A 23,893-nucleotide genomic window follows, 5' to 3' on the forward strand; every position below is an offset into this window, starting at 1 on the left:
TGCCGTCATGGCGAACGACCCGCATGCGGGCCACGATGCGCCGGCCGGCTCCCCCGGCCAACCCGGCATGCCGGCCGACCACGCCGCGCACATGGAGCCTGCATCCCATGCAGGGCCGCACGCTGCGGATCCACACGCGGGCCATGCACCGGTCGCCGCCCAAGCCGCGGAGAACGACCCGCATGCCAGCCATGCACCGCAGAGCGGCGTCGTCATGGCGAACGACCCGCATGCGGGCCACGATGCGCCGGCCGGCTCCCCCGGCCAACCCGGCATGCCGGCCGACCACGCCGCGCACATGGAGCCTGCATCCCATGCAGGGCCGCACGCTGCGGATCCGCATGCGGGCCATGCGATGGAGGCGCCAGCCGGCGAGCCCGCCCAATCCCATGACGCCCACGCCGGACACGCCCTGCATGGCGGCCACGCACCGACCCCGCCGGCCGCCCCTGCCGACGCGGGTACGCCCGGCGCGCATGGGGCACACGGCGACCACGCCGGCCATGGCACCGCGACCCTGCAGGCGCCGCGCACCCCCATCCCCGCGCCGACCGCCGCCGACCTCGCCGCCGCCTTCCCCACGCTCGCTCCGCATGCGATGGAACATGCGCCCGGCTTCAACAGCCTGGTGCTGGTCGATCACCTGGAAGCCTGGAACAACGCCCATGGCAGCGGCCAGGCCTGGGCCGCCAAGGGCTGGTTCGGCGGCGACATCGACCGCCTGTGGCTGCGCAGCGGCGGGCAACGCACTGCGGGGCGGCTCGACGCATGGTCGCTGGACGCACTCCATGGCCACGCGATCTCGCCCTGGTGGGACGTGGTCGCCGGCGTGCGCCATGATGGCGGCGACGCCCGCGGCCTGACCCGGGCGGCGATCGGCGTGCAGGGCCTGGCGCCCTACAAGTTCGAGTTCTCGGCCACCGCCTACCTGGGCGGGCGCCGCAGGGCCGAGCTGGACGTGGAGGCCGAGTACACGCTGCTGCTGAGCAACCGGCTGATCCTGCAACCGGGCCTGGAGGCCCGTGTGGCGGCCGACGACGACCCGCACCGCGGCGTCGGACGCGGCCTGGGCCAGGTGGAGGCGGGCCTGCGCCTGCGCTACGAGATCACCCGCCGCTTCGCCCCCTACATCGGCTTCGTGCACGAGCGCAGGTTCGGACGCACCGCCGACCTGCACCGCGATGCCGGTGAAGCGGCCCGCGACTCGCGCTGGGTCGCCGGCGTCCGCTTCTGGTTCTGACCACCGGGCGGTGGCGCGCAGTCCGCGCGCCACCGCCCACCGCCTCCCAAGGAACGCCCATGAAGATCATGCATTCCCTGTTGCTCACCGCCCTCGCCACCCTCGCCCCGACCGCCCTGGCCCAGTCCGCACATGCCGGCCACGGCAGGCACGCGCCCGCCGCGCACTCCGCCGGAACGGCCGCAGGGACGGACGACGCCGCGCTCGAAGCGGCGTTCAAGCGCCTGGACCGTGACGGCGACGGCTTCGTCACCCGCCAGGAGCTGCCGGCCGACCATGCCCTGCTGCCGCACTTCGGGATGAGCGACGCCGACCACGATGGCCGGCTCGACCTCGGCGAGTTCAAGCACGGCATGTCGATGCTGTAGATCCCCCGCCGCGCCGGCCGTGTCCGGCGCGGCTCCCTACACGGAGTCCCTTCGATGAAACTGTTCTCAAGACCGTCCCTGTGCGTGCTGGCCCTGGCCGGCGGCAGCCTGCTGATGAGCGCCTGCAACGCGACCCCGGCGCCCGGCACCCCCGCCGGCACGGCCGACAGCGCGCCAGCGTCCACCGCGCTGCCGACGGTGATCGTGCACAAGGATCCGGACTGCGGCTGCTGCGGCGGCTGGGCCGAGCACATGCGCGCTGCAGGTTTTCCCGTGGAAATCCGCGATACCCGCGACATGGCCGCGGTGAAGCGTCGCCTCGGCATCGGCGACGGCATGCTGTCGTGCCACACCTCGGAGATCGACGGCTATGTGGTCGAAGGCCACGTTCCGGCCACGGCGGTACGGGCACTGCTGGCCGAGCGTCCCCCGGCCCGCGGCCTGGTGCTGCCGGGCATGCCGATCGGTTCGCCCGGCATGGAGTCGCCGGACGGCTACCGCCAGCCCTTCAGCGTGGCACTGCTGGGCGAGGACGGTCGCCTGAGCGCGTTCTCGCACCACGACTGACGCGTCCGTCCCGATGAAGGCCGCTCCATCGCCCACGGGAGAGGCGGCCCCGCTCCATCGCCCGAACAGCGTTCCCGGCCCCGTGCATGTGCAGGGAGCCGGGCGCGCAGGCGGGCGCGGACATCCGTGACCGCGATGCCCGGCCTTCCGCGCCGGCCGCGCTGGCCGTCCGTGGGCGGCCGGTCCCGCGCACGCACCGACGGCCGCGGGCCGGATCATCGCGACCCCGTCCGGTACGCCGGCCAGGCAAGCGTGCCTGGCCGGTGACGCGCGTCCTCCGCCGGTGGCTGCCGACGGAGGACGGCCGGCCCCGCGTGCTCCCGGTCAGATCTTGAAGTCGTCGCAGGCGATCCGCGAGTCCGCCACTCCCAGCGTGCGCAGCAGCTGGCGCGTGGCCGACAGCATCCCCGGTGGCCCGCACAGGTAGAACTCGCAGGCGGACAGGTCCGGGTGCACGCGCAGCAGGTCCTCGTACACGGCATCGTGCACGCGCCGCGGGACGCCACCGCTGTCCTCGCCGGACCACACCGGGTGCCAGCTGAAGTCGGGATGCTGGCGGGCCAGCGCCTGCATCTGCTCCGCATACGGGCAATCGCGCGGGGTGCGGGCGCCGTACCAGAAATGGATGCGCTCGCGGCCGCCCTCCTGCAGGCGCTGCTGGATCATCGCGCGCAGCGGCGCCATCCCCGCGCCCGCACCGATGAACACCTTCTCGCGCGCGGTACCGCTCAGCGCGAAGTCGCCGAACGGCCCGCTGTAGCGCAGCGCGTCGCCCTCGCGCAGGGTGTACAGCCAGCTCGATCCCCGGCCCGGTGGATGCCGCTTCTTCTCCGGCCAGCCGGGGCTGAAGCGCACCAGCAGCACCAGGTCGCCGCCGCTGGCCTGCAGGGGCGCGGCCAGCGAGTAGGAGCGCCGCACCGGCGCCCGGTTGCGCAGCCTGTCCGGCAGCGGCAACGGTGCCCAGTCCCCGCGGTGCGCCTCCGGGTACCACAGCGCACTGCGCGGCAACGCGTACTCGGGCACGTGCAGCTGCAGATAGCCCCCCGGCTGGAACGCCGCGTCGGCCACCCGTTCCGGGCGCAGGTGGATCTCGCGCAGGAACGGCGTCACCGCCCGTACCTTGACCACCGTGGCACGGTGCTCGCTCCACAACCCGGCGCCGCCGGCCACCTCGATCTCCAGGTCGCCGTCCACTGGCAGGTTGCAGGCCAGCCGGCAACCGACCTTCACCCTCGCCTCGGCCAGGTGCGCGCGGTCCGACGCGCTCGCCTTGCCGGCATCGCCACGCACACGCACCTCGCACAGGCCGCAGCTCTGGCCGCCCCCGCAGTTGGACGGCAGGTTCAGCCCTTCCCGCGCCAGCGCCAGGTACACGCTGTCGCCACGGGCGGCGGCCACCGTGCGCAGGTGCGTGCCCCCGGGGGCATAGACCTTCAGCTGCCGCCGCCGGCGCCAGCGGTGGGGAACGAACTCGTGCAGGCGGAAGCTCGCCACCAGCAGCCACAGGCCGGTCAGCGCCAGCCACAGTCCGCCGACGCCCATGCCCACCAGCAGCGGGTTGTTGAAGTCCACCCGCTCGCCGTAATCCATGATGTGCAGCATCCAGAAGACGTCGAACAGCCGCCAGGTGGCGGTGCGGTGCTCCAGCACCTGGCCGCTGTGCGCGGACACATAGACCGTCGTGTCCTGCGCGTCGCTGAAGTCCACCCGCCATACCGGATCGGGATGGGCGCGGGTCTCCAGGCTCTTCTCCAGGTAGCGGGGAGCCGACGGCATGCCCTCGCCCCGGTAGCCGGCCTGGGCCACGCGCAGTGCGGTCGTCGCGTCGATGGCGATGCGATGGCCGTCCCGCGCGTCGATCACCTCGGTGCCCTCCGGCGACTGCAGGCGGTAGACCGGCCGGCCGAGCAGCCAGCCGCTGTCCAGCGTCGCCGCCGGCTGCCGGGCCCCGCGCAGCGCGGCGGTCGCCGACACCGTGCCCGCCGGCCATGCCGGAAGCGCGGCCTGCGGCGCACGCTGCGCGGTGCCGTCGATCCGCTCCGGATCGAGCAGGCCCATCATCAGGCCACTGCCCAGCCACACCACGAACTGCAGGCCGACGAGCAGGCCCACCCACTTGTGCAGGGTACGCATCCAGGGCGTCATGCCGGCCTCCGCTTGCCGAAGCTGTAGAGCAGCAGCCAGATGCCGCTGAGCGCGAAGCCCAGGCCGAGCAGCGACGCCACGCGCAGCAGGGCGTTGTTGACGTCGGTCCGGTTCTCGTAATCCATGATGTGGAACATCCACACGAAGTCGAACCAGCGCCACAGGCTGTGCCGACGCGCCAGCAGCTCGCCGCTGTCCGGCGACAGGTACAGCGTGCTCCGCCCGCGGTCGTCGAAGTGCACGGCCCACATCGGCAGCGGGCGGGTCTTCACTTCCGCCGGCGCGCGCGTGATCCATTCGGCGTGCGTCACCGTGCCGGTCCCCTGGTACAGCGAACGCGCCAGCGCGACCGCCGCGTCGCGGTCCAGCCGCGGGACACGCTCGCCGCTGCCCGCATCGACCAGGAACCGCGCGCCGTCCAGGCGTACTTCATAGACCTCCCGCTCCAGCACGTGCTTGAGCCGGAACGATTGCAGCTGCGGGTAGCGCGCCAGCAGGGCGTCGGCATCGACACGCCCCGCCCGCGGTGGCAGGGGCGTGCCGTGCACGTGCGCCAGGTGGTCGCCGTGGATCACGTCCAGCGGCACCACCGTCATGTAGACGCCGCTCAGCATCCACAGCAGCGCCTGCACGCCGATCACCAGTCCGATCCATTTGTGGGCACGGCGTGCCCAGAATGCGGGTTTCATCAAGTCGTCCTCACTCGGCGTCGCGCCCCGCCGGTGCACGGCGGGGCGCCGACGGTCACCAGCGGTAGCCGATGCGCGCGTACCAGCGGCGACCCAGGAGGTCGTACGTCATGGTGTCGGTATTGGCGTCGGTGTAGCTCTGGATGAAGGGCGCCTTCCTGTCGAAGACGTTGTCCACGCCCAGCGAAACCTCCAGTGCCTTGCTCACCGCGTACTTGAGCTGGAGGTTGTGGTAGAACACCGACGGCGCGTGGTCGCCGATATCGCCGCGCGCGGCGTTGATGTCCTCGGCACGGCCGATGTACTGCGTGGACCAGGTTCCGGACCATGGCCCGCGTCCGGCGTTCAGCGCCACCAGCCCCCGCCACGTGGCATAGCTGCCGCGGCCGCCGGTGATCCTGCCGGCATACTCGATGACATCGGCCCCGGCATACGGGCGCACGTCGTACCGCTGCAGGTAGGACACATCGGCACTGATGCTGGCATCGAAGCCGCCGGCGTCGAACTCGTACAGCGCCCCCAGGTCGACACCGCTGATCCGCTCGTTGGCCGCGTTCACCGGCTGCGCGGACAGGTAGTCCACCTCGCCGGTGCGCGGATTGCGGGTGAAGTTGGCGGCATCACAGAACGGATGCGCCAGGCCCGGGGTGTTGTAGCAGATGGCGAGCTTGGTGGAGCCGGCGATGCGCTGGATCGCGTTCCTGATGCGGATGTCGTAGTAGTCCAGCGTCAGCGTCAGGCCCGGCGCGAATCCCGGGGTCCACACCACGCCCGCGGTCAACGAGGTCGCATCCTCCGGGCGCAGGCCGGCATTTCCGCCGGAGGTGGTGAGGACGGTGTTGCCCGGCTGCACGTAGCCGGCCGGGACCCCGTGCGCCTGGCAGTTGCCGCGCACCACCGAATCGGCCGGCAGGCCGGCCCAGCCGCTGCAGGGGTCGGTGGTGGTCAGGTTGCCTTCGGAAATGCCCCCGAACAGCTCGGGGATGTTCGGGATGCGGAACGCGGTGGCATAGGTGCTGCGCAGCTTCAGCGAGTCATTGACCTGCCAGTCCAGCCCGGCCTTGTAGTTGTAGTCGCGGCCGAACAGGTCGTAGTCCGACGCCCGCCCGGCGAGGTTGAGGTACAGCGAATCGGCGACGACGCTCTCCTGCAGCAGCGGGATCGCCAGCTCGGCGAACACTTCCTTGGCGGTGTACTGGCCATGGATCGGGTCCTGCTGGTTGGTGTTGCCGGTACCGAGCACGGTCAGGATGTCCGGATCGCGCCAACCGCGTTCCTTGCGCACTTCCAGGCCGGCGGCGAAGCCGACCCAGCCGGCCGGCAGCTCGAACAACTGGCCGCTGAGGTTGGCGGTGAAGCTCTTCTGCTCGTTGCCGCCGGTATCGCGCGAGCTGTACAGGATGTAGTCCAGCACCTCGCGGCTCAGGTCGCCGTAGCCGAGGTAGTCGCCGCAGGGGATGGCGGCACCGGGCACCGGGCTGCACAGCGAGCGGTCCAGGGTCTGCTGGACGCGGTCGAGGTTGGCGACGTTGTCCGAACCGTCCACCCCGGTGTTGCGGCCCCAGTTGAACGCGGCCGACCAGTCCCAGCTGGTTCCGAGCTGGCCCTTGAGGCCGGCGACCACCCGCCAGGTATCGGTCTCCTGGGCGAAGTGGCGCGGACCGGCCTCTTCCAGGCGCCGCCGCTGCAGCAGCAGGTCCTGGCCGGTGGGGTTGGTCGGGTGGTCGGCGGCGAGGGTGATCGGCCGGTACACCCCCAGCGCACCGCTGGTCGCCAGCTGCCGCGAGCGGCGGTTGGTGTACATCAGTTCGACGAAGGCCTCGGTGCTGTCGTTGACGCGGCTGTCGCCGAACACGCTGAAGCTCAGGCGCTCGATCGGGTTGACCGCGTTGAGCGTGGGATTGCCGTTGTAGTTGTGCTTGGCCGCCGAGTACGGCTCGTAGAAGTCGCCATCGCCACCCGGCACCTGGTTGAAGTTCACGCTGCTGTTGTCGGCCAGCAGCGCACGTCCGCCCACGGTGGCCGAACTGCCCGCGCACACCAGCCGACCGTCGGACTCGGTCAGGCCGCAGGGCGCGCGCGAGGCCATGTTGACCGCACCACCGTCGTAGTAGTTGACCGCCGCCATCAGCGAACCGCGCTCGCCGGTGACGCCCCAGCTGACGTCCACCGAGGTTTCCTCGCCGTCGCCGTGGCGGGTCTGGCCATGCCGCACCGCCAGCTCCGCGCCGTCGAAGCCCTGCCGGGTGATGATGTTGACCACCCCGGCCACCGCATCGGCGCCGTAGATCGCCGACGCACCGTCCTTGAGCACTTCCACGCGCTCGATCAGCGCCACCGGAATGACGTTCAGGTCGACCGAGCTGTTGGCGCCGGTGCCGCCGTTGACGATGCGCCGGCCGTTGAGCAGCACCAGGGTGCGGTTGGTGCCCAGGCCGCGCAGGTTGACCTGGGTGGTGCCGTAGCCGTTCTCGGCCCAGTAGGCATTGCTCTGGCTGCCGGCGAAGCCGGCCGAGGCCGGCAGGCGCTGCAGCAGCGTCTCCACCGAGGTAGCGCCGGAGCGGGCGATCGCCTCGGCGTCCACCACGCTGACCGGGCCGACGCCGGACAACTGCGCGCGCTTGATGTGGCTGCCGGTGACCTGCACCGCATCGAGCGTGCGGGCGGCCTGTGCCTGGTTTTCCTGTGCCTGGGCGGCCTGGATGGCGGCCACGGTCATTACACTGCCGATGGCCGCGGCCAGGGCATGGGACTTCACGTACATGGTCTCTCTCCCACTGGGGAAGCATCTCTGGGCTGAGCGCGCTCATCGGCGCGCACGAAGGTGCAACGGCGTCATCGCGACGCGGAACACTCGGCTCAGGCGATGGGAGGTCGGAATACCCGGGAGAGCTTGCTTGCCGGCAACTGCGGCGCCGGCACGGCGGCATCGAACGCGACGGGCGGGTACCTGCCGGCGAACAGCGCGACCGTCGTGGGGGGATACAGGGCCAGCACGCAGACGCATTCGCAGCCCATGGCATCGACACAGGTGCAGTCGCCCGCACCACCGTCGAGCCGGCCGCCATGGCCGGCATGCGCCGGAACCGCGGACGTGGCCGGGACCACCGGGGAGCATTCAGCGGCGGCGGCCCCGCCGCGGCCATCGGCCACGCTGGCCAGCGCATCAAGCGCCATGCGCCCGCCCGCCCAGGCCCCGAGCACGCCTTCGGCTGCAAGCACGCAGATCAGCAGCAATGGCAGCCAGCAGCGGTACGGCATGGGGCGCGGACGGTCCTCGTAATGTATATACATACAATCAATAGCGCGTCCGGAGAAAGCCTGTCAATCGAGCGGGCACCCGGCATGTGTCGGTCCTTCGATGCGCGGCCTGCGCGATCCGCGGTACACCCCTTGTACCGGCGCCGTTTGCACCGCAACGCGGGGACGGCAACCGGGGCCCGGTTGCCTGCGCTGCAGCGACGGCTATCCTGCGACGCAGCATAGCCAGCGCTCCGGCCCGCGCCAAGATGCCCGCCGCCTGTCGCACGGTTTTTTCCCGCCTGGGCACGCGAGCGCGGTTTTTCGCGGGGAAAACGCTTGCTCGTGTAACGTTCTGCACGCATCGACGCTTGCGGATGCAACCACCCGGTTGATCCGCCGGCGACACCGCCCAACCTCCCATCCACCGCAACAGGACCCCTCCCATGCCGCCCGATTCCCGCACCCGGCTCCCCGGCGTCGCCGCGCAGCCGCCGGCCGAAACCACCGGCTTCGTCTTCAACCACACCATGCTGCGGGTCAAGGACATTGCCGCCTCGCTGGACTTCTACACCCGCGTGCTCGGCTTCCGCCTGGTCGAGACCCGCGACTTCCCCGATGCCGCGTTCAGCCTCTACTTCCTGGCCCATGTCTCCGCCGCAACGCAGATTCCGGAGGACCCAGCCGAACGCCAGCGGTGGCTGGCCGGCATTCCCGGCGTGCTCGAGTTGACCCACAACCACGGCACCGAACGCCAGCAGGGCCCGGTCTACCACGACGGCAACAGCGAGCCGCGCGGCTTCGGCCATATCTGCGTGTCGGTCCCGGACCTGGAAGCGGCCTGCGCACGCTTCGAGGAACTGGGCGTGACCTTCCAGAAGCGCCTGCACGACGGCCGCATGAAGAACCTCGCCTTCATCAAGGACCCCGACGGCTACTGGGTGGAGATCATCAGCCACCGCTGAAGCCCCGGCCGCCTTGCCCGGCCAGGCCCCGCCGGGCAGGGCAAGGCGCTACAGGACATCGCGCGCCCCTGTAGAGCGGGACCACGCCCCGCTGCGGCCTCCCCGGCCAGGCCCCGCCGGGCATGGCCCAGCGCTACAGGACATCACGCACCCCTGTAGAGCGGGGCCACGCCCCGCTGGGGCCTCCCCGGTCAAGCCCCGCCGGGCATGGCCCGGCGCTACAGGACATCGCGCGCCCCTGTAGAGCGGGGCCGCGCCCCGCTGGGGCTTCCCCGGTCAAGCTCCGCCGGGCATGGCCCGGCGCTACCGGACATCGCGCGCCCCTGTAGAGCGGGGCCGCGCCCCGCTGGGGCCTCCCCCGCCAAGCCCCGCCCGGTCCGCTGCTACACGGGAAGGTGTGGCGCCAGGCATTCCTGTTCGAGCGTCAACGGCGTCGACCGCAGCCCTGCCGCCACCTCGTCCCAGCCTGCGCGCGCGGCCCAGTGGCACATCGTGGCAAGCACCGCGGGCGCGGGAGGCTCGCGGCCGGAGACGACCTCCGCCGGCAGGTGCTGCGGAGCCATCAGCCACGGGCGCAGGGTGCGGCCGGCGTGCCCCGCGGTTTCGGCCAGCTTGGCGGCGATGCGGAAGCCGCCACGGTCGATGTCGCCCCAGTGATAGAGCGCGGCATCGGCCGGCAACCCCGCTAGCAGGCGCGCATAGGCCCCCCGCCATGCCGGCGACGGCATGCCTGCGGTATAGAGCAACAGCACCGGGGCGTCACCGCGCATCGCCGCCGCTTCATGGAAGCTGGCAAGGTTCTCGATGCTCAGCAAGGCGCCCACGCGGGTGGCGATCCCGCGCACCGCATCCACCGGGAAGCCCAGCCAGCGGCGCGGCAGGACGTGGCCGCTGCCATCGTCCAGTTCCACCGTGCCGTGCCCGGCCAGCAGCAGGGGCTGCGGCTCCCTGCGCAGGCCCAGTGCCGACCAGACCTGTTCGTCCTCCAGCCCGCTGGGCGCAAGCTCGCTGGTGAGCAGCAGGTCGAGCCAGGGGGTCAATGCCTCCAGCCGCTTGCTGTCGCCGAACAGGGCGATGCTGGCTTTGCGCAGGATGCGGTCGTTGCGTCCGTCGGCGAGCAGGGCCACCACCGCCTGCGCGGCGGCGGCGAGATGGGGCGCGGCGTCCGGGCCATGGCCGCGCACCCTGCGGCCGGCGCCCCAGGCTTCGATGACGTCGGCAATGACCGGAAAACCGGTGCCGCCTGCTGGCGGGCTTCCACAGGCGCCGGATGATCGCCACCGCGCCAGCAGGTCTGCGGCCCGCGCCACGCGCGCGCCCAGCAGTTCGACGTGCAGGTCCCGGGCCAGCGCGGACAGGTCGCGCACGCTCAGGCGCAGCAGGCGCTCGCCGTCGCCGCGGTGGCGGTCGCGTTCAACCGTGACCGCACCGGCACGCTCGGCCAGCGCGATACGGGCGTGGAATGCCTCGAAATCGGCTACCCCGCTCAATGCGCGGTATTCGACGCCATCGCGGCTGCCGGTCATCGACAACGAAACCGACGCCGCCTCGCCTTTCAACGAGGCGGCGTCGGCGCGGCGCAGCAGGCGTTCGAGTACGCGTCTTGCGGGCGTATCGTCTTCCGGCCGCGCCGGCGTGTTCATGTCGCCGCCTGCTCGCGTTCGATGCGTCCGGTCTCGGCCACCAGCAGTTCCGGATGCAGGTCGAACTGGTCGGACAACAGCAGGGTGCGCGCAGCCTCGGTGACTTCGATGCGCTCGGCCTGCAGCAGGTCGCCGTCGCGGAACAGCTCGATGTAGCTGTCCAGCACGCCCGACAACGTGCCCTGTGCGGTATCCGGCGCCGCCAGCACCAGCTGCAGGCCCAGCGAGCGCAGGTAGTTGGTGGTGGCGCGCGCATTCTGCGCGTCGATCTTGTCGCCGAACTCGTCGAGCAGGATCAGGCCCAGCCCGCCCGGATGCGCCTCGCTCTTGCCATAGGCCGCGGCCAGCGCGGCGCCGGCGATCACGTACAGCGGCGCGCGGTGCTCGCCGCCGGAGCCCGAGCGCATGCGTTCGCTGAGACTGCCGATGACACGGTCCTCCTGGCGGATCTGCACCTCGAAGCGGAAGAAGCGGCGGTAGTCGTCCAGCGGCGAGTTGGCCACGTGGGTGGCCGCCTTGTCCTCGACCAGCGCGCGGAACGCCTCCGGCACCTGGCCGGCGCTCTCGAACAGCGTGTCCTCGCCGCCGATGTCCGCGGCACGCTGGATGAAGCGGTGCAGTTCGCGGAACTCCGGCAGCACCTCGTAATGGAACTGGTAACGCTCGTTGTTGGAGAACGCCGGGCTGGCGCGCAGGGTGCGGTTGAGCGTGGCGATCTGGGTCTTGAGCCGGGTGAAGTTGTCGTACAGCGTGGAGGCCACGCCGGTACGGAAGGTATCCACGGCGGTGGCGTAGGCCTGGCGCGCTTCCTCCTCGTACTGCACCAGCTCGGTGTCGCGCAGCTGGGTCAACTCGCGCTGCAGCAGGCTGCGCGCGGACCGCCAGGCATCGGCAGGGAAATCCAGCTCGATGCCATGATCGCGGGCATACTGCGCCAGCTCGCCCCAGGCCACCGGCACCAACCGCCCAAGCTGGGCGTCGCTGTCCTTGGCGCGCTCCTCGCAGCGCTGCGCGCGCTCTTCCAGCGACGGGAATTTCGCGTCCAGCTCCTCGCGCTGGCGTTCGACCCGGTTCGGATCGACGTCCGGATCGGCGAAGGCCTCCACCGCACGCCGCGCGACCAGGGCTTCCTGCTGGCGCAGGCCGTCGAGCAGGCCATGGCTGCGTTCGAGGTCGGCGGCGGCCACCGCTTCCTGGCCGACCAGCGCATCGGCGCGCTTCTCGCAGTCGGCCAACCGGGTGTTCAGTTCGCGCAGTTGTTCGGACAGGCGCAGCAGGTCCGGATCGAGCGAGGCGAGGCGGCTTTCCTGCGCACTGCGGTAGCGTTCGGCCACCTGCCGGTGTTCGAGCACCCGCTCATGCAGCGCCTGCGCCACCGCATCGGCATCGGCCAGCCGCGCCAGCCCACGCTGGCACTCGTCGACCCGGCGCAGGCGCGGCTCGATCTGGCGCACCTCCTGCTCGGCCTTCTCGATCTCCTCGTGCAGTACCCGCAGGCGCGCACGGTTGTCGGACGCGCCGATGCGCAGCTCGCCCGCGGCCGGCAGGCGCAGGCGTTCGATGCTGCCGCCGCGCGACAGCAGGCCGTCGCGGGTCAGCCCCTGGCGGCTGCGCACCAGGTCGGCCTCGGTCTCCACGCAGCGCAGCTCGCCGAGCTGGCGGCGCAGGAACGCCAGCGCATCGGCATTGACGCCCTCCAGCAGCGCGGCGACGCTGCCGGCCTCCGGCGCCTCGGCACCGCGCGAGCGGCGCGCCTGGCTCGACAGTGCCAGCTTGACGCCGTACACCGAGCGCCCGCCGGACAGGCCGCGGTACAGCTTGACCGCCCGTTCCTCGTCCTTGTCCGGGATCAGCAGGGCTTCGACGTTGCTGCGCAGGTACCCCTCGATGGCATGCTGCCAGGTCGTGTCGGTGACCCGCACCAGGTCGCAGACCGGGCGCGCGTCGATATTGGCTTCGCGCAGGTAGCTCATCAACCGCACCGTGTCCGGGTGCAGCTCGGCCTGGCCCGCGGCCAGGCGTTTCTGGTTCTGCCGCGCCGTCTCCAGCGCATCGCGCGCCTTGTCGTGCGCGGCATGCAGCTGGCGGGCATGGCGGTCGACGCGCTCGCGCAGCGGTGCGGCCGCGTGCAGCGCCTGGCGGGCGCGCGCGAACAGTTCGTCCGGGGTCCATGGCAGCGCCGCCTCGGCGGCCAGCGCCGTCAATCCGGCATGCCAGACGTCCCAATCCGCGCGCGCGGCGGCCAGCGCGTCCGCATCGACGTCGTCCAGCGTCAGCGCGTCGAGCTGGCGGAACTGCTCGCGCACGAACGCGATCTCGCGCGCCAGGTCCTTCTTCAGCTGTGCCAGGCGCTCGCGGTCGCGGCCGGACAGTTCGTCCAGCTGCGCCTGCTCGCCATAGCCGGCACTGCCCTGCAGGCGGGTAGTGGCGCGCGCCTGCTCCTCGCGCAGGGTCTCGCGCTCGACACGGGTATCGGCGAGACGGCGGCGGGTATCGGCCAGGGCGCTTTCCGCCTCGACGAGCGCGCCTTCGGCCTGGTCGAGCTGTTCGCTGTACAGGTCGCGCGCGTATTCGGCGGCCAGTGCGCGCGCCGACGCGGCGCGGGTCGCCTGGCCGGCGATCTTCTCGTACTGGCGCTCCACGCCCTCGGCGGCGTCGATGCGCTGCTTGACCTGTTCGATCTTCTCCTTGATCTGGCGGAAGCTGTCCAGCAGCGCGCGGAAACGGGCGATGTCGGTGGGCCGGTCCTCGGCCACCAGGGTGCGCACGAACAGGTCCACGTCCTCGACGCGCTGCAGGTTCAGCGCGTTGAGGAAGGCCTTGCGGTAGGCGTTGAGGTCGGGGCTGGCCGACGGGCCGGCGCGCAGCCGCAGCAGCAGGTCGCGCAGGAAGCGCTCGGCATTGGGATGCAGCTGCGGCGTTTCGCCCACCTCCTTGCAGCGGCGCGCGATGTGTTCGCGGAAGGTGCTCCAGGCCAGCGGCAGCTCCTTGCCGCCGACCCGCTCCAGGTGCTCGTCCAGCTCCAGCGCCACGCCCGGCAGCAGGTACAGGCCGTGGGTGCGGTGCTCGGGCTCGTCGACCGAGGCGCCCAGCGCGATGCCGGCGGTCAGCGGCACGCCGGTCGCGGTGTCGCGGAACACCAGCGAAATGTAGGTGGTGGCGGTGCGCCGCTTGCGTCCTTCCTCGCCACTGCGGAACACGCCCAGGCAGTAATCGCGGATGGTGCGCGCGCGGTGGCTGCCGCCGGCCTGCGCGTTGAAGCGGATGCGGCTGCGGTCGCCGCCCAGCAGCACGATCTGCAGCGCATCGAGCAGCGCGCTCTTGCCGGCACCGTTGGGCGCGATGATGGCGCTGGTCGCATCCAGCTGCAGGCTCTGCGCCTCGAACAGGAAGAACTGCACCAGGTGGACGCGCTCAAGCTGCTGCATCGTCGTCCTCCGTGTCCGCGTCGCCCGCTTCGTCGCGGTTGTGCTGGTCCAGCCGTTGCAGCCACTGTTCGCCGACGATCTCGACGATGGCCGGGCGCACGCGCAGGTGGAACGGCTGCGGGTCGTCGCTTTCCGAGTCCACCAGCCGGCCCACGCCCCAGCGCTTGAGCGTGCGCGCCAGTTCCCGCAGCGCGCCGACGTCGGGCATCGCGCGGCCGGTCAACGCCTGCCAGCTCTCCTGCAGTTCCGGCAGTTCCACCACCACTTCGCCGTGGTCCTCGATCAGGCCCTGGCGCATGGCTTCGTCGTAGCGCTGGCGCAGCACCAGCAGCGCCAGGGTTTCGTGCAGGGTCACCGCCGTACCTTCGCCGTGCGCCGGCAGCGCCACCACGTAGCGGTAGTGCGCGTTGCGCTCCAGGCGGATGCCCAGCGGCTCCAGCGCGGCGACGAAGTCGGCGTAGTGGTCTTCGACCAGGTGGTAGGCCACGCGCGAACGCGCATCGGCGGCGTACAGCACCTGCTCGGTGGCCAGGCGGTAGGCGGCGCGCTCGAAGTCCTGCACGGCATAGGTGCCGTTGGACATCTGGCTCAGGGTGTTCCAGCTGCGTTTCATGCGGTTTCCGGAAGTTTCGCGCCGACCCGCAGGATGCGGAAGCGCGGGCCGCGCAGGTAGTCGTTGTCGTCGCCGTTGCCGGCATCGAGCAGTTCCACGCGGATCCCGCGCAGCAGCCGGCCGAGCGGGTCCTCGCGGCGCAGGCCACCGATGCGGTTGCCGCGCAGGGCGAGCGTGAGCAGGGTCTGGTAGGCGCGAAGGTCCTCAATGCTGGCGATGGCCAGCTGCGCCGACTCGACCACCGCCGCATGCTGCAGGTGGCGGCCGACATAGCGCGCCATGTCCTCGGCATTGACCAGCCGCGCGCGCTTCATCCGCCGCAGCAGCGACAGCCGCGCCAGCTGTTCGGGCGTGGGCGGCGCGGTGGCGTTGGCGCTGCGCGGGATCGGCGCCGGCCGGCGGTGCGGTGGGCGCAGGCGCGCCTCGTCCATCAGCGGGCCCGGTGCCACCGGCAGCCGCAGCGCGTCCTCCGGCGCCGACAGCACCCCGCGGCAGGCGCGGCGCAGCAGCACGTCGAGCCTGTCGGGGGCGCGCAGCCGGTAGTCGAGGAAGGCCAGCGCGCGGCGGTTGGCCTGGCGGATGTCCTCGTCCAGGCGGGCCAGGTATTCGTCGATGCGCTCCAGCTCGCGCAGGCGCCCGAGGCTGCGCGACAGCCGTTGCTGCGCGCGCGCCTCGTCACCGCCGGTGACATGCTCGCGGTACCAGGCCACCAGCGTTTCCCGCCGCGGACCGGTATCGAGCTGCTGCACCATCGCCAGGATCGAGCTGCGCCGCGCCATCGGGTGGTCGGCACGGTGCAGTTCGGCGTAGTCGCCGATGAACAGCTGGCCGACGTAGCGCTCGAACCACTGCCGGGCGAACTGCGCGGTGGTCTCGGCCTTGCTCAGCTCCGGCATCAGGTCTCGCACCTGCAGGCTCATCGACGCCAGCGACACCAGCAGCCGGCGCGCCTGGTCGGCGGCCTCGTCGAGGATGCCGCCGTCCAGCCGGCCCTCGGCGACCTGCTGCAGCTGCAGCTCCACCGAGCGCATCTTGGCCGAGACGAAGGTCGGCCCGTGCTCGCTGAACTCCACCAGGGTGGACAGCAGCTGCGCCACCATCGGCGGCATGGTCACCATCTCGCGCGCGCCGATGCGTTCCTGGCGCAGCCAGCCGGCGCCGCGGAAGCGATCGTGGATGGCGCTGGCGCGCACGTTCAGCGGCGCGTCCGGAGCCTGCCCGTCCTCGTCGTCCCAGGGGTCGTCGGCGAGCAGGTAGCGCTCGAGCGCGGCGGTGATCTCGCGGCGCGGAAAGCCATGGCTGGGCGGCACCGGTGCATCCGGGCCGAAGAACTCGTCGAACAGCCGGCACAGCAGCGACCAGTAGTTCTGGCGGTTGGCCGAGGCCAGCGGGCCGAAGATCCCGGCGGGCACGACCGAGAACAGCGGCGGCGGGGTCGTGGAGGCGGTGGTGGTCAAAACGTCGGGGTCCTGCAGCTTCCTGCCGTGCAGCGGCGATTGTGGCACAGCCCCCGGCCGCGGCGAACCGCCGCCCTCACCGCTCGGCGGCGGCCCCGGCCGGCGCCTGTCCCGGCGGTGCCAGCGCCTGGGCGCGGGCACGGGCGGCGTCGATGGCACGCCCCAGCAGCGGCATCCAGCCGCCGGCGTCGAGCACCTGCAGCGCCGCCTCGGTGGTGCCGCCGCGCGATGCCACCCGTTCGCACAGGCGCGCGGGGGCCTCGTCGCCAACCTCGAGCAGGCGTGCGGCGCCGAGCAGGGTCTGCACCACCAGGCGCCGCGCCGTCTCCGGCGGCAGGTCCTCGGCACGGGCGGCATGCTCCATCGCCTCGGCCAGCCGGTAGACATAGGCCGGCCCGCTGCCGGCCACCGCGGTCACCGCGGCCATCTGCGCCTCGTCGTGCAGCCACACGGTGGCGCCGGCCCCGTGGAAGAGCGACTCGGCGGTGGCGCGGTCTGCGGGAGACAGTGCCTCCGCCGCGTACAGGCCGGTGATCCCGGCACCGATCGCCGCCGGCTGGTTCGGCATGCTGCGCACCAACCGGTCGGTACCGAGCCAGTGCCGCAGCTGCGCGCAGGGCGTGCCGGCCATGATCGAGACCACCAGCGGCCGCCGCGTCGCCGCCACCGCGGCCAGCGCCTGGCAGACCGCCCCGGCGACCTGCGGCTTGACCGCCAGCACCCAGACCGGCGCCGCCCCCGCGGCGTCGTGGTTGTCCGCCGTCACCCGCACGCCGAGCGTCGCGGCCAGCGCGCGGCGGGTGCCGGGGTCCGGATCGGCGACCACGATCCGCGCCGGGTCGCGGCCCTGCCGCCACAGCCCCTGGGCCAGGCAGCGCGCCATGTGTCCGCCGCCGATGAAGGCGACCTCGATGCACTCCGTCACCGCGGCCGCTCCACGCCCAGCCGCGCGTCCAGCCAGTCCAGCACGCGCTGCTGCACGTCGCGGCCATGCGCGGTCTCGAAGAACCAGTGCGGCCCGCGCGGGTAACGGACCATCTCCACCGGGGTGCCGTTGAACACCAGCGCGCGGTAGAACATCTCGCCCTGCGACAGCGGCACCCGCTGGTCCTGGTCACCGTGCAGGATCAGCACCGGCACCGTGACCCGGTCGGCGAAGCGGATCGGCGAATGCGCGTCGTACACGGCGCGGTTGGCCACCGGATCGCCGAAATAGCCCGGCAGGTAGTCCGGAGTGTCGGTGGTCAGCGCCATCGCGCCGATGTCGATCACCCCGGCACCGACGATCGCGGTCTTGAAGCGGGCACTGTGGGTCACCGCCCAGGCGGCCATGTAGCCACCATAGCTCCAGCCGCCGATCGCCAGCCGCTGCGGGTCGATCACGCCCTCCCGCTCCAGCAGGTCGACGCCGTCGAGGATGTCCTGGAAGTCGCCGCCGCCCCAGTCGTTGCGCACGCTTTCCGCGAAGGCGTGGCCGCCGCCCTCGGAACCGCGCGGGTTGGGCAGGAACACCGCGTACCCGTGGGTCGCCAGCAGCTGCGCCCAGTCGTGCCACGAGCCCAGCCAGCCCGACCACCAGGCCCACGCCGGCCCCCCGTGGCCCTGCACCAGGGTCGGCAGCGGCGTGCCGCGCGTCCAGCCCGGTGGCGTCACCAGCAGCCCGGTGATGCGCAGGCCGTCGCGCGAGGACGTCCATTCCAGCTCGCGCACCTGGCCATGCGCCCAGCCGGCCACCTCCGGGTGGGTGTCGGTGCGGGCGGTCAGCCGGCCCCGGTCCAGGGTCCACACCTCGGCCGGCTGGTCGTCGCGCAGCCCGAGGTAGGCGCTGCGGCCGTTGCGCGCGGTGGTGAAGGACGCCGAGGGGATCTGCGGACGGGCCAGCTCCGTCCAGCCGCCGGTGTCCGGGTCCAGCCGCAGGAACGCCCCGCGCACTCCGCGCTGGCCCAGGCCGACCACGGTGCCGTCGTCCTGCCAGCGGGCCAGCCACAGCGTTCCCATCCAGTCGCTCGCCAAGCGCACGCGGCGGTCGTCGGCGAGGCGGTGCACGGTCAGGTGCGCGGTCATGCCGTGCTCGCCCAGTTCGCCGTACAGCAGGCGGCGGCCGTCGGGCGACCATTGCAGCGGATGCGCCGAGGCGCGCGGCTCCAGCACCTGGCGCAGCGCACCGGTGGCGGCATCGGCCAGCACCACCCGCGAGCGGTACCAGTACGCGTTGAGGGTGGTGCCCTCGGAGAGCCGCAGCGCCAGCGTCCGCCCGTCCGGCGACCAGGCCAGGTCGTGCACCTGCACGCCGGGGGCGGTGAGCGGCCGGGTACGGCCGTCGCGCAGGTCGCGCAGCCACGCGCGCACGAACCGGGTCGGGTGCTCCACCCGGGTGGCGTCGTCGCGCGCCGCCTGCGCGGCACGGGCCGCGGCATCCACGGGGTCGGCCGCCAGGTAGGCGATGCGGGTACCGTCGTGCGACACCTCGAAGGCGCTGACATCGCCGCGGGAACGGGTCAGCGGCGACGCATCGTCGCCCTGCGCGTCCACCCGCCAGACCTGCTGCCTGGCGACGGTGCCGTCACCGTCCGCGTCCGCCGCCGGCAGCGGGCGGTCGGAGAGGAAGTCCAGGTGGCGGCCGTCGGCCGTCCAGCGCGGGTGGGTGTCGCTGACCGTCTCCGGCGCCGGCAGCACGCGGGCCGCGCCCTTGCCGGTGGCCGGCACCCGCCAGACGCGCTGGCGCGGCGGCCGCCCTTCGTCCTGCGGGGTCCCCACCGTGTAGGCGATCCAGTCGCCGCCGGGAGCGATCTGCGGATCGTCGACGCTGCGCAGCGCCATGATCTTCTCGGGCGTGGGCAGCACCGGCGTGGCTGCCGGGGCCGGCAGGGCGGCCAGCAGCAGGCCGGTGGCGAGAATCCGTTGCAGCAGCGGCATCATGCGGAAGGTCCTTGCGATGGAGGGGAAGTCAGGTGCCGGCGCAGCCAGCGGCTGCCCTCGGCGATCGCGTCGCGTGCCTGCTCGGACACCGCCATCGCCTCGATGAAGCTGTGCGGCGCGCCGGGATAGACGCGGCTGGCAACGGCCACGCCGGCCGCGTCCAGGCGCTGCACCATCGCCGCGTTCTGCTCGGCCAGCACGTCGCGGTCGCCCCACAGCAGCAGCGCCGGCGGCAGCCCGCGCAGGTCCGCGTGCAGCGGCGCCGCCAGCGGTCCGGCGCCGGCCTCCGGCACGGGACCGAGATAGGCCCGCCAGAATTCGTCCATCTCCGCGCCGCTGAGCATGTCCCCGCGGGTGCCCAGGGTCCGCCGCGCGTGCTCGGAGAGCGACGGGCTCCAGGCGCCATAGTTCAGCAGCAGCGCACGGACCTGCCCCGCCGCACCGGCATCCCGCAGGCGCAGGGCGCCGGCCACCGCGAGGTTGGCGCCGGCCGAGTCGCCGGCAAGCGCCAGCCGCCGGCCATCGATGCCGACGCTGCGCCCGTGCGCCGCCAGCCATGCCAGCGTGGCACCGACCTGGTCGAGCGCGGCCGGGTACGGGTGCTCCGGCGCCAGCGCATAGTCCACCGCCACCACCGGCATGGCCAGCGCCGCGGCGTACTCGCGCAGCACCCGGTCGTGGGTGTCCAGGCCGAACATGCACCAGCCGCCGCCGTGCAGGTACACCAGCGCCGGCGCGTCCTCGGTGGCGCCCTGCGGGTAGAACACGCGCACGGCGAACGGGCCGTGCGCCGACTCCAGGTGCATGTCGGCCAGCGCGTGCATGCCCGGGCCGCCCTCGCGCCAGCGCGTGCGGGCCTGGACCGCGATGCGGCGCCGCTCCGGCCAGCCCGATGCACGGCCGGCCCCCAACTGCGCGCCGCGATCGCACACGTCCTCGATGAACAGGCGGATCTGCGGATCCAGCGCCTGCAGGCTCCGGCTCATGCGCGCTCTCCACCGGCCTCGGCATCGCCGGCGAACGCCTGCATCCACGCCACCAGGGACGCTTCGCCCGCGCCCTGCAGGCCCGCCAGCAGCTGTGCGAAATCGTGCCGGGCCTCGTCCTGTCCGAGCTTGAAGGTGGCGCGCACCTCGCGGACCGTTCCACGCAGGGCACTGACCCCGCTGGCCAGGCGCGCGTAGCGTTCGCCCATGTCCGCCAGCCCCCAGGCCCCCGGGCGCCCGGCCTCCATCTGCGTGACCAGCGCGTCGAGCTCGCCGCGGATGGCCTCCGGTTCCTCGCTGACCACCACGTCCAGGTCGAACATCGCCGCCACGTAGTTCCAGCTCGGCGCCTGGGTACGGTCGTCCAGCCAACTGGCCGAGACATAGGCCTGCGGTCCCATCACCAGGGCCTGGGCGCGGCCGTCGCGGCGCAGGCGCGCCACATGCGGGTTGCGCCGTGCAAGGTGCCCGCGCAGCGCCACCAGGTGCCCGGCGGCATCGCATTCGGCGCGCAGCGGCAGCGGCGTGAACGCGGCATCCTCGCCTCCGGCCGACACCAGCCAGGCGAAGGGGTGGGCGGCCAGCAGGCGCAGGACATCGTCCTGGCCGCGGGGCGCGTAACGGCGGTCGCGTACATGTCCCATCAGTTCAGTTCCTTCAATGCGGTGGCCACGGAGATCGCGGGCCAGCGGTCGCGCCAGGGCGCGGCCTGTTCGAGTTCGGCGGCCAGCTGCAGCAACAGCGTTTCCTGCCCGCGGTCGGCGGCGAACTGCACGCCCACCGGCAGCGCGCCGGCCTGCCCCAGCGGCAGCGAGATGGCCGGAGTGCCGGCCAGGTTCTGCAGCGGCGTATAGCCCATCCAATGGAACATCGCCGGAAGCAGGTGCTCGAACTCCCGGTCCGGCGCCAGCTCGCCCAGGCGCGGCGGCGGGCCGCTCAGCACCGGCGTCAGCAGCACGTCGAAGCATCGGTGGAAGGCCGCGAACGCGCCCGGCAGCGCGCCCAGCAGGGTGAACGCCTGCTCCAGTTCGGCGATGCCGCAGTGGCTGCGGTGGTACTGCGCCAGGCCGTGGGTCCACGGCTCCAGTGCGGCCGCGGCGAAGCGCTCGCCGCCATCGGCCACCGCCAGCTCCACCGCGTCCAGCCCCAGCCGCGACCACAGCGTGTACAGCGCCTGCCAGACTTCGCTGCCGGGCACCGGGTAGTGCGCGGCCTCGACCGCGTGCCCCAGCGACATGCACAAGGTGGCGGTGGCCTCCAGTACCGCGGCCACCGCCGGATCCGGCGCCAGCCCGGGCAGGGCCTCGCCGACCACGCCGATGCGCAGCCGCCGCGGCGGGCGCACCGGCGCTTCCGCACCGGCACCGGCCTGCGGGTGCGCGGCGGCGAACGCCCAGGCGGTGTCGCGCACGCTCCGCGACATCAGGCTGTCGGCGACGATCAGGTCCTCGATCGCATGCCGGCCGCGCACCGCCACCGTCGCCCCGCGCCCGGGCTTGAGCCCGACCACGCCGCAGGCCGACGCGGGAATGCGGATCGAGCCGGCGCCGTCGCTGCCATGGGCCAGCGGCACGATGCCCGCGGCCAGCGCCGCGCCGGCGCCGCCACTGGACCCTCCCGGCGAATGCGCCGGTGCCCAGGGGTTGCGCGTGACCGGGCCGAGCAACGGTTCGGTGGAGCCCATCAGCCCGAACTCCGGCATCGCGCTCTTGCCGATCGCCACCAGCCCGCAGGCGTCGAAGCGGCGCGCGAACGGCGGCGCGTCGGTGGCCGGCACGGCACTGCGCGCGCGCGAGCCGCCACGCGTGGGCATGCCCGGATAGCGCAGCGAATCCTTGGGCAGCCAGGGCACGCCCGGCATCGCCGTGGCCGGGTCCACCTGCGCCGCACGGCGCGCCGCGGCGTCGAAATCGGCGTGGCTGAGCGCCCCCAGAAAGGGGTCCAGGTGGCGCGCGCGGACGATGCCCGCCGCCGTCAGTTCGGCCGGCGACAGGTCGCCGCGACGCACCAGCGCCTGCTGCGCGTGCGCGTCCAGATGGCCCAGCTGCAATGCCTGGGCCAGGGGGAAATCCATGAAGCTCATCGTGGGGGATCCTGCAGGTGCCGGCGTGCGCGGCGCTGGCCATAACCGAGGTAGACCGCCGCGCCGGCGAGTACATAGGCCAGCAGCAGGACTGCCGGAAGGATGTCGCCGCGGCGCGCCTGGCCGAGCATGTCGCCCAGCACCGGCGCGATCATCGCCAGGCACATGACGATGCCCAGCACCGGCACCACGCCGATCCAGCACCGGCCGATCCGCACCCCGCCCAGCGGCACGCGGAAGCCGCCGCGCAGCTCCGGCCGCGTCGAGCGCAGCCACATGACCGCCACGCACACCACGATGAAGGCCGAGGCGATGCCCAGGCAGATCAGGTCGCCGAGGATGTCGATCGGCAGCAGCGCGGCCAGCAGCGCGCTCGCGGTGCCGAAGGCCACGCTGGCCAGCCACGGCGTGCCCAGCCGCGGGTGCACGCGGGCGAAGAAGGACGGCAGCAGGCCGTCGCGGGCGATGCTCAGGCTGATCCGCGAGGCCCCGTAGGCATTGGCCAGCAGCACCGAGCCGAGACCGGTCAGGGCGCCGATCTTGATCAGCACCGCGAATCCCGGCCAGCCGATCCGGTCGACCGCCAGTGCGACCGGGTCGGGCACGCCCAGTTCCCGGAACGGCACCAGCCCGGTCAGCACCACGCCGGCGGTGATGTACAGCACGGTGCACACCACCAGTGATCCGAGGATGCCGATCGGCACGTCGCGGCGCGGCTGGCGCGCTTCGGCGGCGGCCATCGAGACCGTCTCGAAGCCCAGGTAGGCGAAGAACAGCATCGCCGCCGCACGCATCACCCCCGGCCAGCCATAGGCGAAGCCGCCTTCGTTGGCCGGCAGGAACGGCCGCCAGTTGGCCGCATCGACGAACATCGCTCCGACCGCCACGAACGCCAGCAGCACCGCGATCTTGACCAGCACCAGCACCAGGTTGGCCAGCGCCGAACGCCCGACCCCGGCGATCTGCACCGCCGCCGCGGCCGCCACCGCCAGCGCGGCGACCGCATTGAGGCCGCCACTGAAGTCCAGCCGGGTATGCCCGGCCTGCTGCGCCGCGGTCACGGTGGACGTGGCCCAGGCCGCCGGCACATGCACCTGCAGGTCGCCGAGCAGGCTGACCAGGTAGCCGGAGAAGCCGGCGGCCACCGCGGCGGCGGCCAGCAGGTACTCCAGGATGATCATCCACGCCAGCGCCCACGCCGCCCCCTCGCCCAGGGTCACCTGGCAGTACGAGTACGCCGAGCCGGACACCGGGATCACCGAGGACAGCTCGGCATAGCACAGCCCGGTGAAGCCGCAGGCCAGCGCCGCCAGCACGAAGGCCAGTACCACCGCGGGGCCGGCGAAGCTGGCCGCCGCGGTGCCGGTCACCACGTAGATGCCGGCACCGAGGATGTTGGCCACGCCCAGCACCAGCAGGCTGCCGGCGCCGAGGCGGCGGTGCAGGCCGGCCCGCTCGCCGTCGGCCACCACCGCCTCCAGCGGCTTGCGCCGGGCCGCAAGCTGCCAGCGCCCCAGCGGGCGCGTCTTCACGGATGTCCCGTCCATCGG

At 72.7% G+C, this 23,893-nt stretch carries 19 protein-coding genes and 1 pseudogene; 4 read left to right on the top strand and 16 right to left on the bottom strand.

The genetic code is table 11. The features are described 5' to 3' along the window. Positions 1 to 418: hypothetical protein (locus K5L01_RS14975; RefSeq protein WP_425603896.1), on the bottom strand; the 418-nt coding region annotated here is incomplete at its 3' end. On the opposite strand from K5L01_RS14975, the gene K5L01_RS11360 reads away from it, so the two are divergent. From K5L01_RS11360 to K5L01_RS11370, 3 genes are read left to right on the top strand one after another with little or no spacing between them, the layout of a single operon-like run. Continuing rightward, positions 299 to 1,240, top strand: coding sequence for a copper resistance protein B (locus K5L01_RS11360; RefSeq protein ID WP_425603891.1), 942 nt, complete (start codon positions 299 to 301; stop codon positions 1,238 to 1,240). The two genes, K5L01_RS14975 and K5L01_RS11360, sit on opposite strands and share 120 nt — an antisense overlap. A 59-nt stretch (positions 1,241 to 1,299) precedes the next feature. Beyond that, a complete protein-coding gene (locus K5L01_RS11365; protein ID WP_250064624.1) occupies positions 1,300 to 1,608 on the top strand; it encodes an EF-hand domain-containing protein in 309 nt (102 codons plus the stop codon). A gap of 54 nt (positions 1,609 to 1,662) precedes the next feature. Next, positions 1,663 to 2,175: a DUF411 domain-containing protein gene (locus K5L01_RS11370; protein WP_250064625.1), complete on the top strand. Its 513-nt coding sequence runs from the start codon at positions 1,663 to 1,665 to the stop codon at positions 2,173 to 2,175. Positions 2,176 to 2,499: 324 nt separating this feature from the next. On the opposite strand, the gene K5L01_RS14980 is transcribed toward K5L01_RS11370, so the two are convergent. From K5L01_RS14980 to K5L01_RS11390, 5 genes and pseudogenes are all read right to left on the bottom strand, one after another. Next, positions 2,500 to 3,093 (bottom strand): hypothetical protein, encoded by a 594-nt coding sequence (locus tag K5L01_RS14980; RefSeq protein ID WP_425603892.1) that lies wholly within the window; start codon positions 3,091 to 3,093, stop codon positions 2,500 to 2,502. A gap of 285 nt (positions 3,094 to 3,378) precedes the next feature. Beyond that, a pseudogene (locus K5L01_RS14985) lies at positions 3,379 to 4,320 on the bottom strand (2Fe-2S iron-sulfur cluster-binding protein); the annotation flags it as partial. Beyond that, the gene (locus K5L01_RS11380; protein ID WP_250064627.1) at positions 4,317 to 5,009 is read right to left on the bottom strand and encodes a PepSY domain-containing protein; all 693 of its coding nucleotides are present in this window, start codon (positions 5,007 to 5,009) and stop codon (positions 4,317 to 4,319) included. The gene K5L01_RS11380 and the pseudogene K5L01_RS14985, both read right to left, overlap by 4 nt. A gap of 55 nt (positions 5,010 to 5,064) precedes the next feature. Continuing rightward, on the bottom strand, positions 5,065 to 7,773 hold the full coding sequence (locus K5L01_RS11385; protein ID WP_250064628.1) for a TonB-dependent receptor: 2,709 nt from the start codon (positions 7,771 to 7,773) through the stop codon (positions 5,065 to 5,067). A 95-nt stretch (positions 7,774 to 7,868) separates the two neighbouring features. Further along, on the bottom strand, positions 7,869 to 8,270 hold the full coding sequence (locus K5L01_RS11390) for a CopL family metal-binding regulatory protein (RefSeq protein ID WP_250064629.1): 402 nt from the start codon (positions 8,268 to 8,270) through the stop codon (positions 7,869 to 7,871). A gap of 425 nt (positions 8,271 to 8,695) precedes the next feature. Here K5L01_RS11390 and gloA point away from each other — a divergent pair, with 425 nt between their 5' ends. Further along, positions 8,696 to 9,214, top strand: coding sequence for a lactoylglutathione lyase (gene gloA / locus K5L01_RS11395; RefSeq protein ID WP_250064630.1), 519 nt, complete (start codon positions 8,696 to 8,698; stop codon positions 9,212 to 9,214). 383 nt (positions 9,215 to 9,597) lie between these two features. On the opposite strand, the gene K5L01_RS11400 is transcribed toward gloA, so the two are convergent. The 10 genes from K5L01_RS11400 to K5L01_RS11445 form a co-directional block, all read right to left on the bottom strand. Further along, entirely contained in the window at positions 9,598 to 10,857 is a 1,260-nt protein-coding gene (locus K5L01_RS11400) for a Wadjet anti-phage system protein JetD domain-containing protein (RefSeq protein ID WP_250064631.1), read from the bottom strand. Then, entirely contained in the window at positions 10,854 to 14,285 is a 3,432-nt protein-coding gene (locus tag K5L01_RS11405) for an SbcC/MukB-like Walker B domain-containing protein (protein ID WP_250064632.1), read from the bottom strand. The genes K5L01_RS11400 and K5L01_RS11405 overlap by 4 nt, the downstream gene beginning before the upstream one ends. Next, positions 14,272 to 14,898 carry a DUF4194 domain-containing protein gene (locus K5L01_RS11410; RefSeq protein ID WP_250064633.1) on the bottom strand — a complete coding sequence of 209 codons (627 nt, stop codon included), beginning with the start codon at positions 14,896 to 14,898 and terminating at the stop codon, positions 14,272 to 14,274. Before K5L01_RS11410 ends, K5L01_RS11405 begins: the two co-directional genes overlap by 14 nt. Beyond that, positions 14,895 to 16,355, bottom strand: a complete 1,461-nt coding sequence (locus K5L01_RS11415) for a Wadjet anti-phage system protein JetA family protein (protein ID WP_250064634.1) — start codon at positions 16,353 to 16,355, stop codon at positions 14,895 to 14,897. Before K5L01_RS11415 ends, K5L01_RS11410 begins: the two co-directional genes overlap by 4 nt. A gap of 76 nt (positions 16,356 to 16,431) precedes the next feature. After that, on the bottom strand, positions 16,432 to 17,280 hold the full coding sequence (gene proC, locus K5L01_RS11420; RefSeq protein ID WP_336254130.1) for a pyrroline-5-carboxylate reductase: 849 nt from the start codon (positions 17,278 to 17,280) through the stop codon (positions 16,432 to 16,434). Next, a complete protein-coding gene (locus K5L01_RS11425) occupies positions 17,277 to 19,274 on the bottom strand; it encodes a S9 family peptidase (RefSeq protein ID WP_250064635.1) in 1,998 nt (665 codons plus the stop codon). Before K5L01_RS11425 ends, proC begins: the two co-directional genes overlap by 4 nt. Next, on the bottom strand, positions 19,271 to 20,260 hold the full coding sequence (locus K5L01_RS11430; RefSeq protein ID WP_250064636.1) for an alpha/beta hydrolase: 990 nt from the start codon (positions 20,258 to 20,260) through the stop codon (positions 19,271 to 19,273). Before K5L01_RS11430 ends, K5L01_RS11425 begins: the two co-directional genes overlap by 4 nt. Beyond that, complete coding sequence (locus tag K5L01_RS11435; protein WP_250064637.1) at positions 20,257 to 20,904, bottom strand: FMN-binding negative transcriptional regulator; 648 nt, start codon at positions 20,902 to 20,904, stop codon at positions 20,257 to 20,259. Before K5L01_RS11435 ends, K5L01_RS11430 begins: the two co-directional genes overlap by 4 nt. Continuing rightward, positions 20,904 to 22,343, bottom strand: a complete 1,440-nt coding sequence (locus tag K5L01_RS11440) for an amidase family protein (RefSeq protein WP_272494189.1) — start codon at positions 22,341 to 22,343, stop codon at positions 20,904 to 20,906. Before K5L01_RS11440 ends, K5L01_RS11435 begins: the two co-directional genes overlap by 1 nt. Beyond that, positions 22,340 to 23,875: an amino acid permease gene (locus K5L01_RS11445; protein WP_250064638.1), complete on the bottom strand. Its 1,536-nt coding sequence runs from the start codon at positions 23,873 to 23,875 to the stop codon at positions 22,340 to 22,342. Before K5L01_RS11445 ends, K5L01_RS11440 begins: the two co-directional genes overlap by 4 nt. Between the last annotated feature and the right edge of the window lie 18 nt (positions 23,876 to 23,893).

It is taken from the genome of Stenotrophomonas mori (genome assembly GCF_023556335.1).
Taxonomy (GTDB): Bacteria; Pseudomonadota; Gammaproteobacteria; order Xanthomonadales; family Xanthomonadaceae; genus Stenotrophomonas; species Stenotrophomonas mori.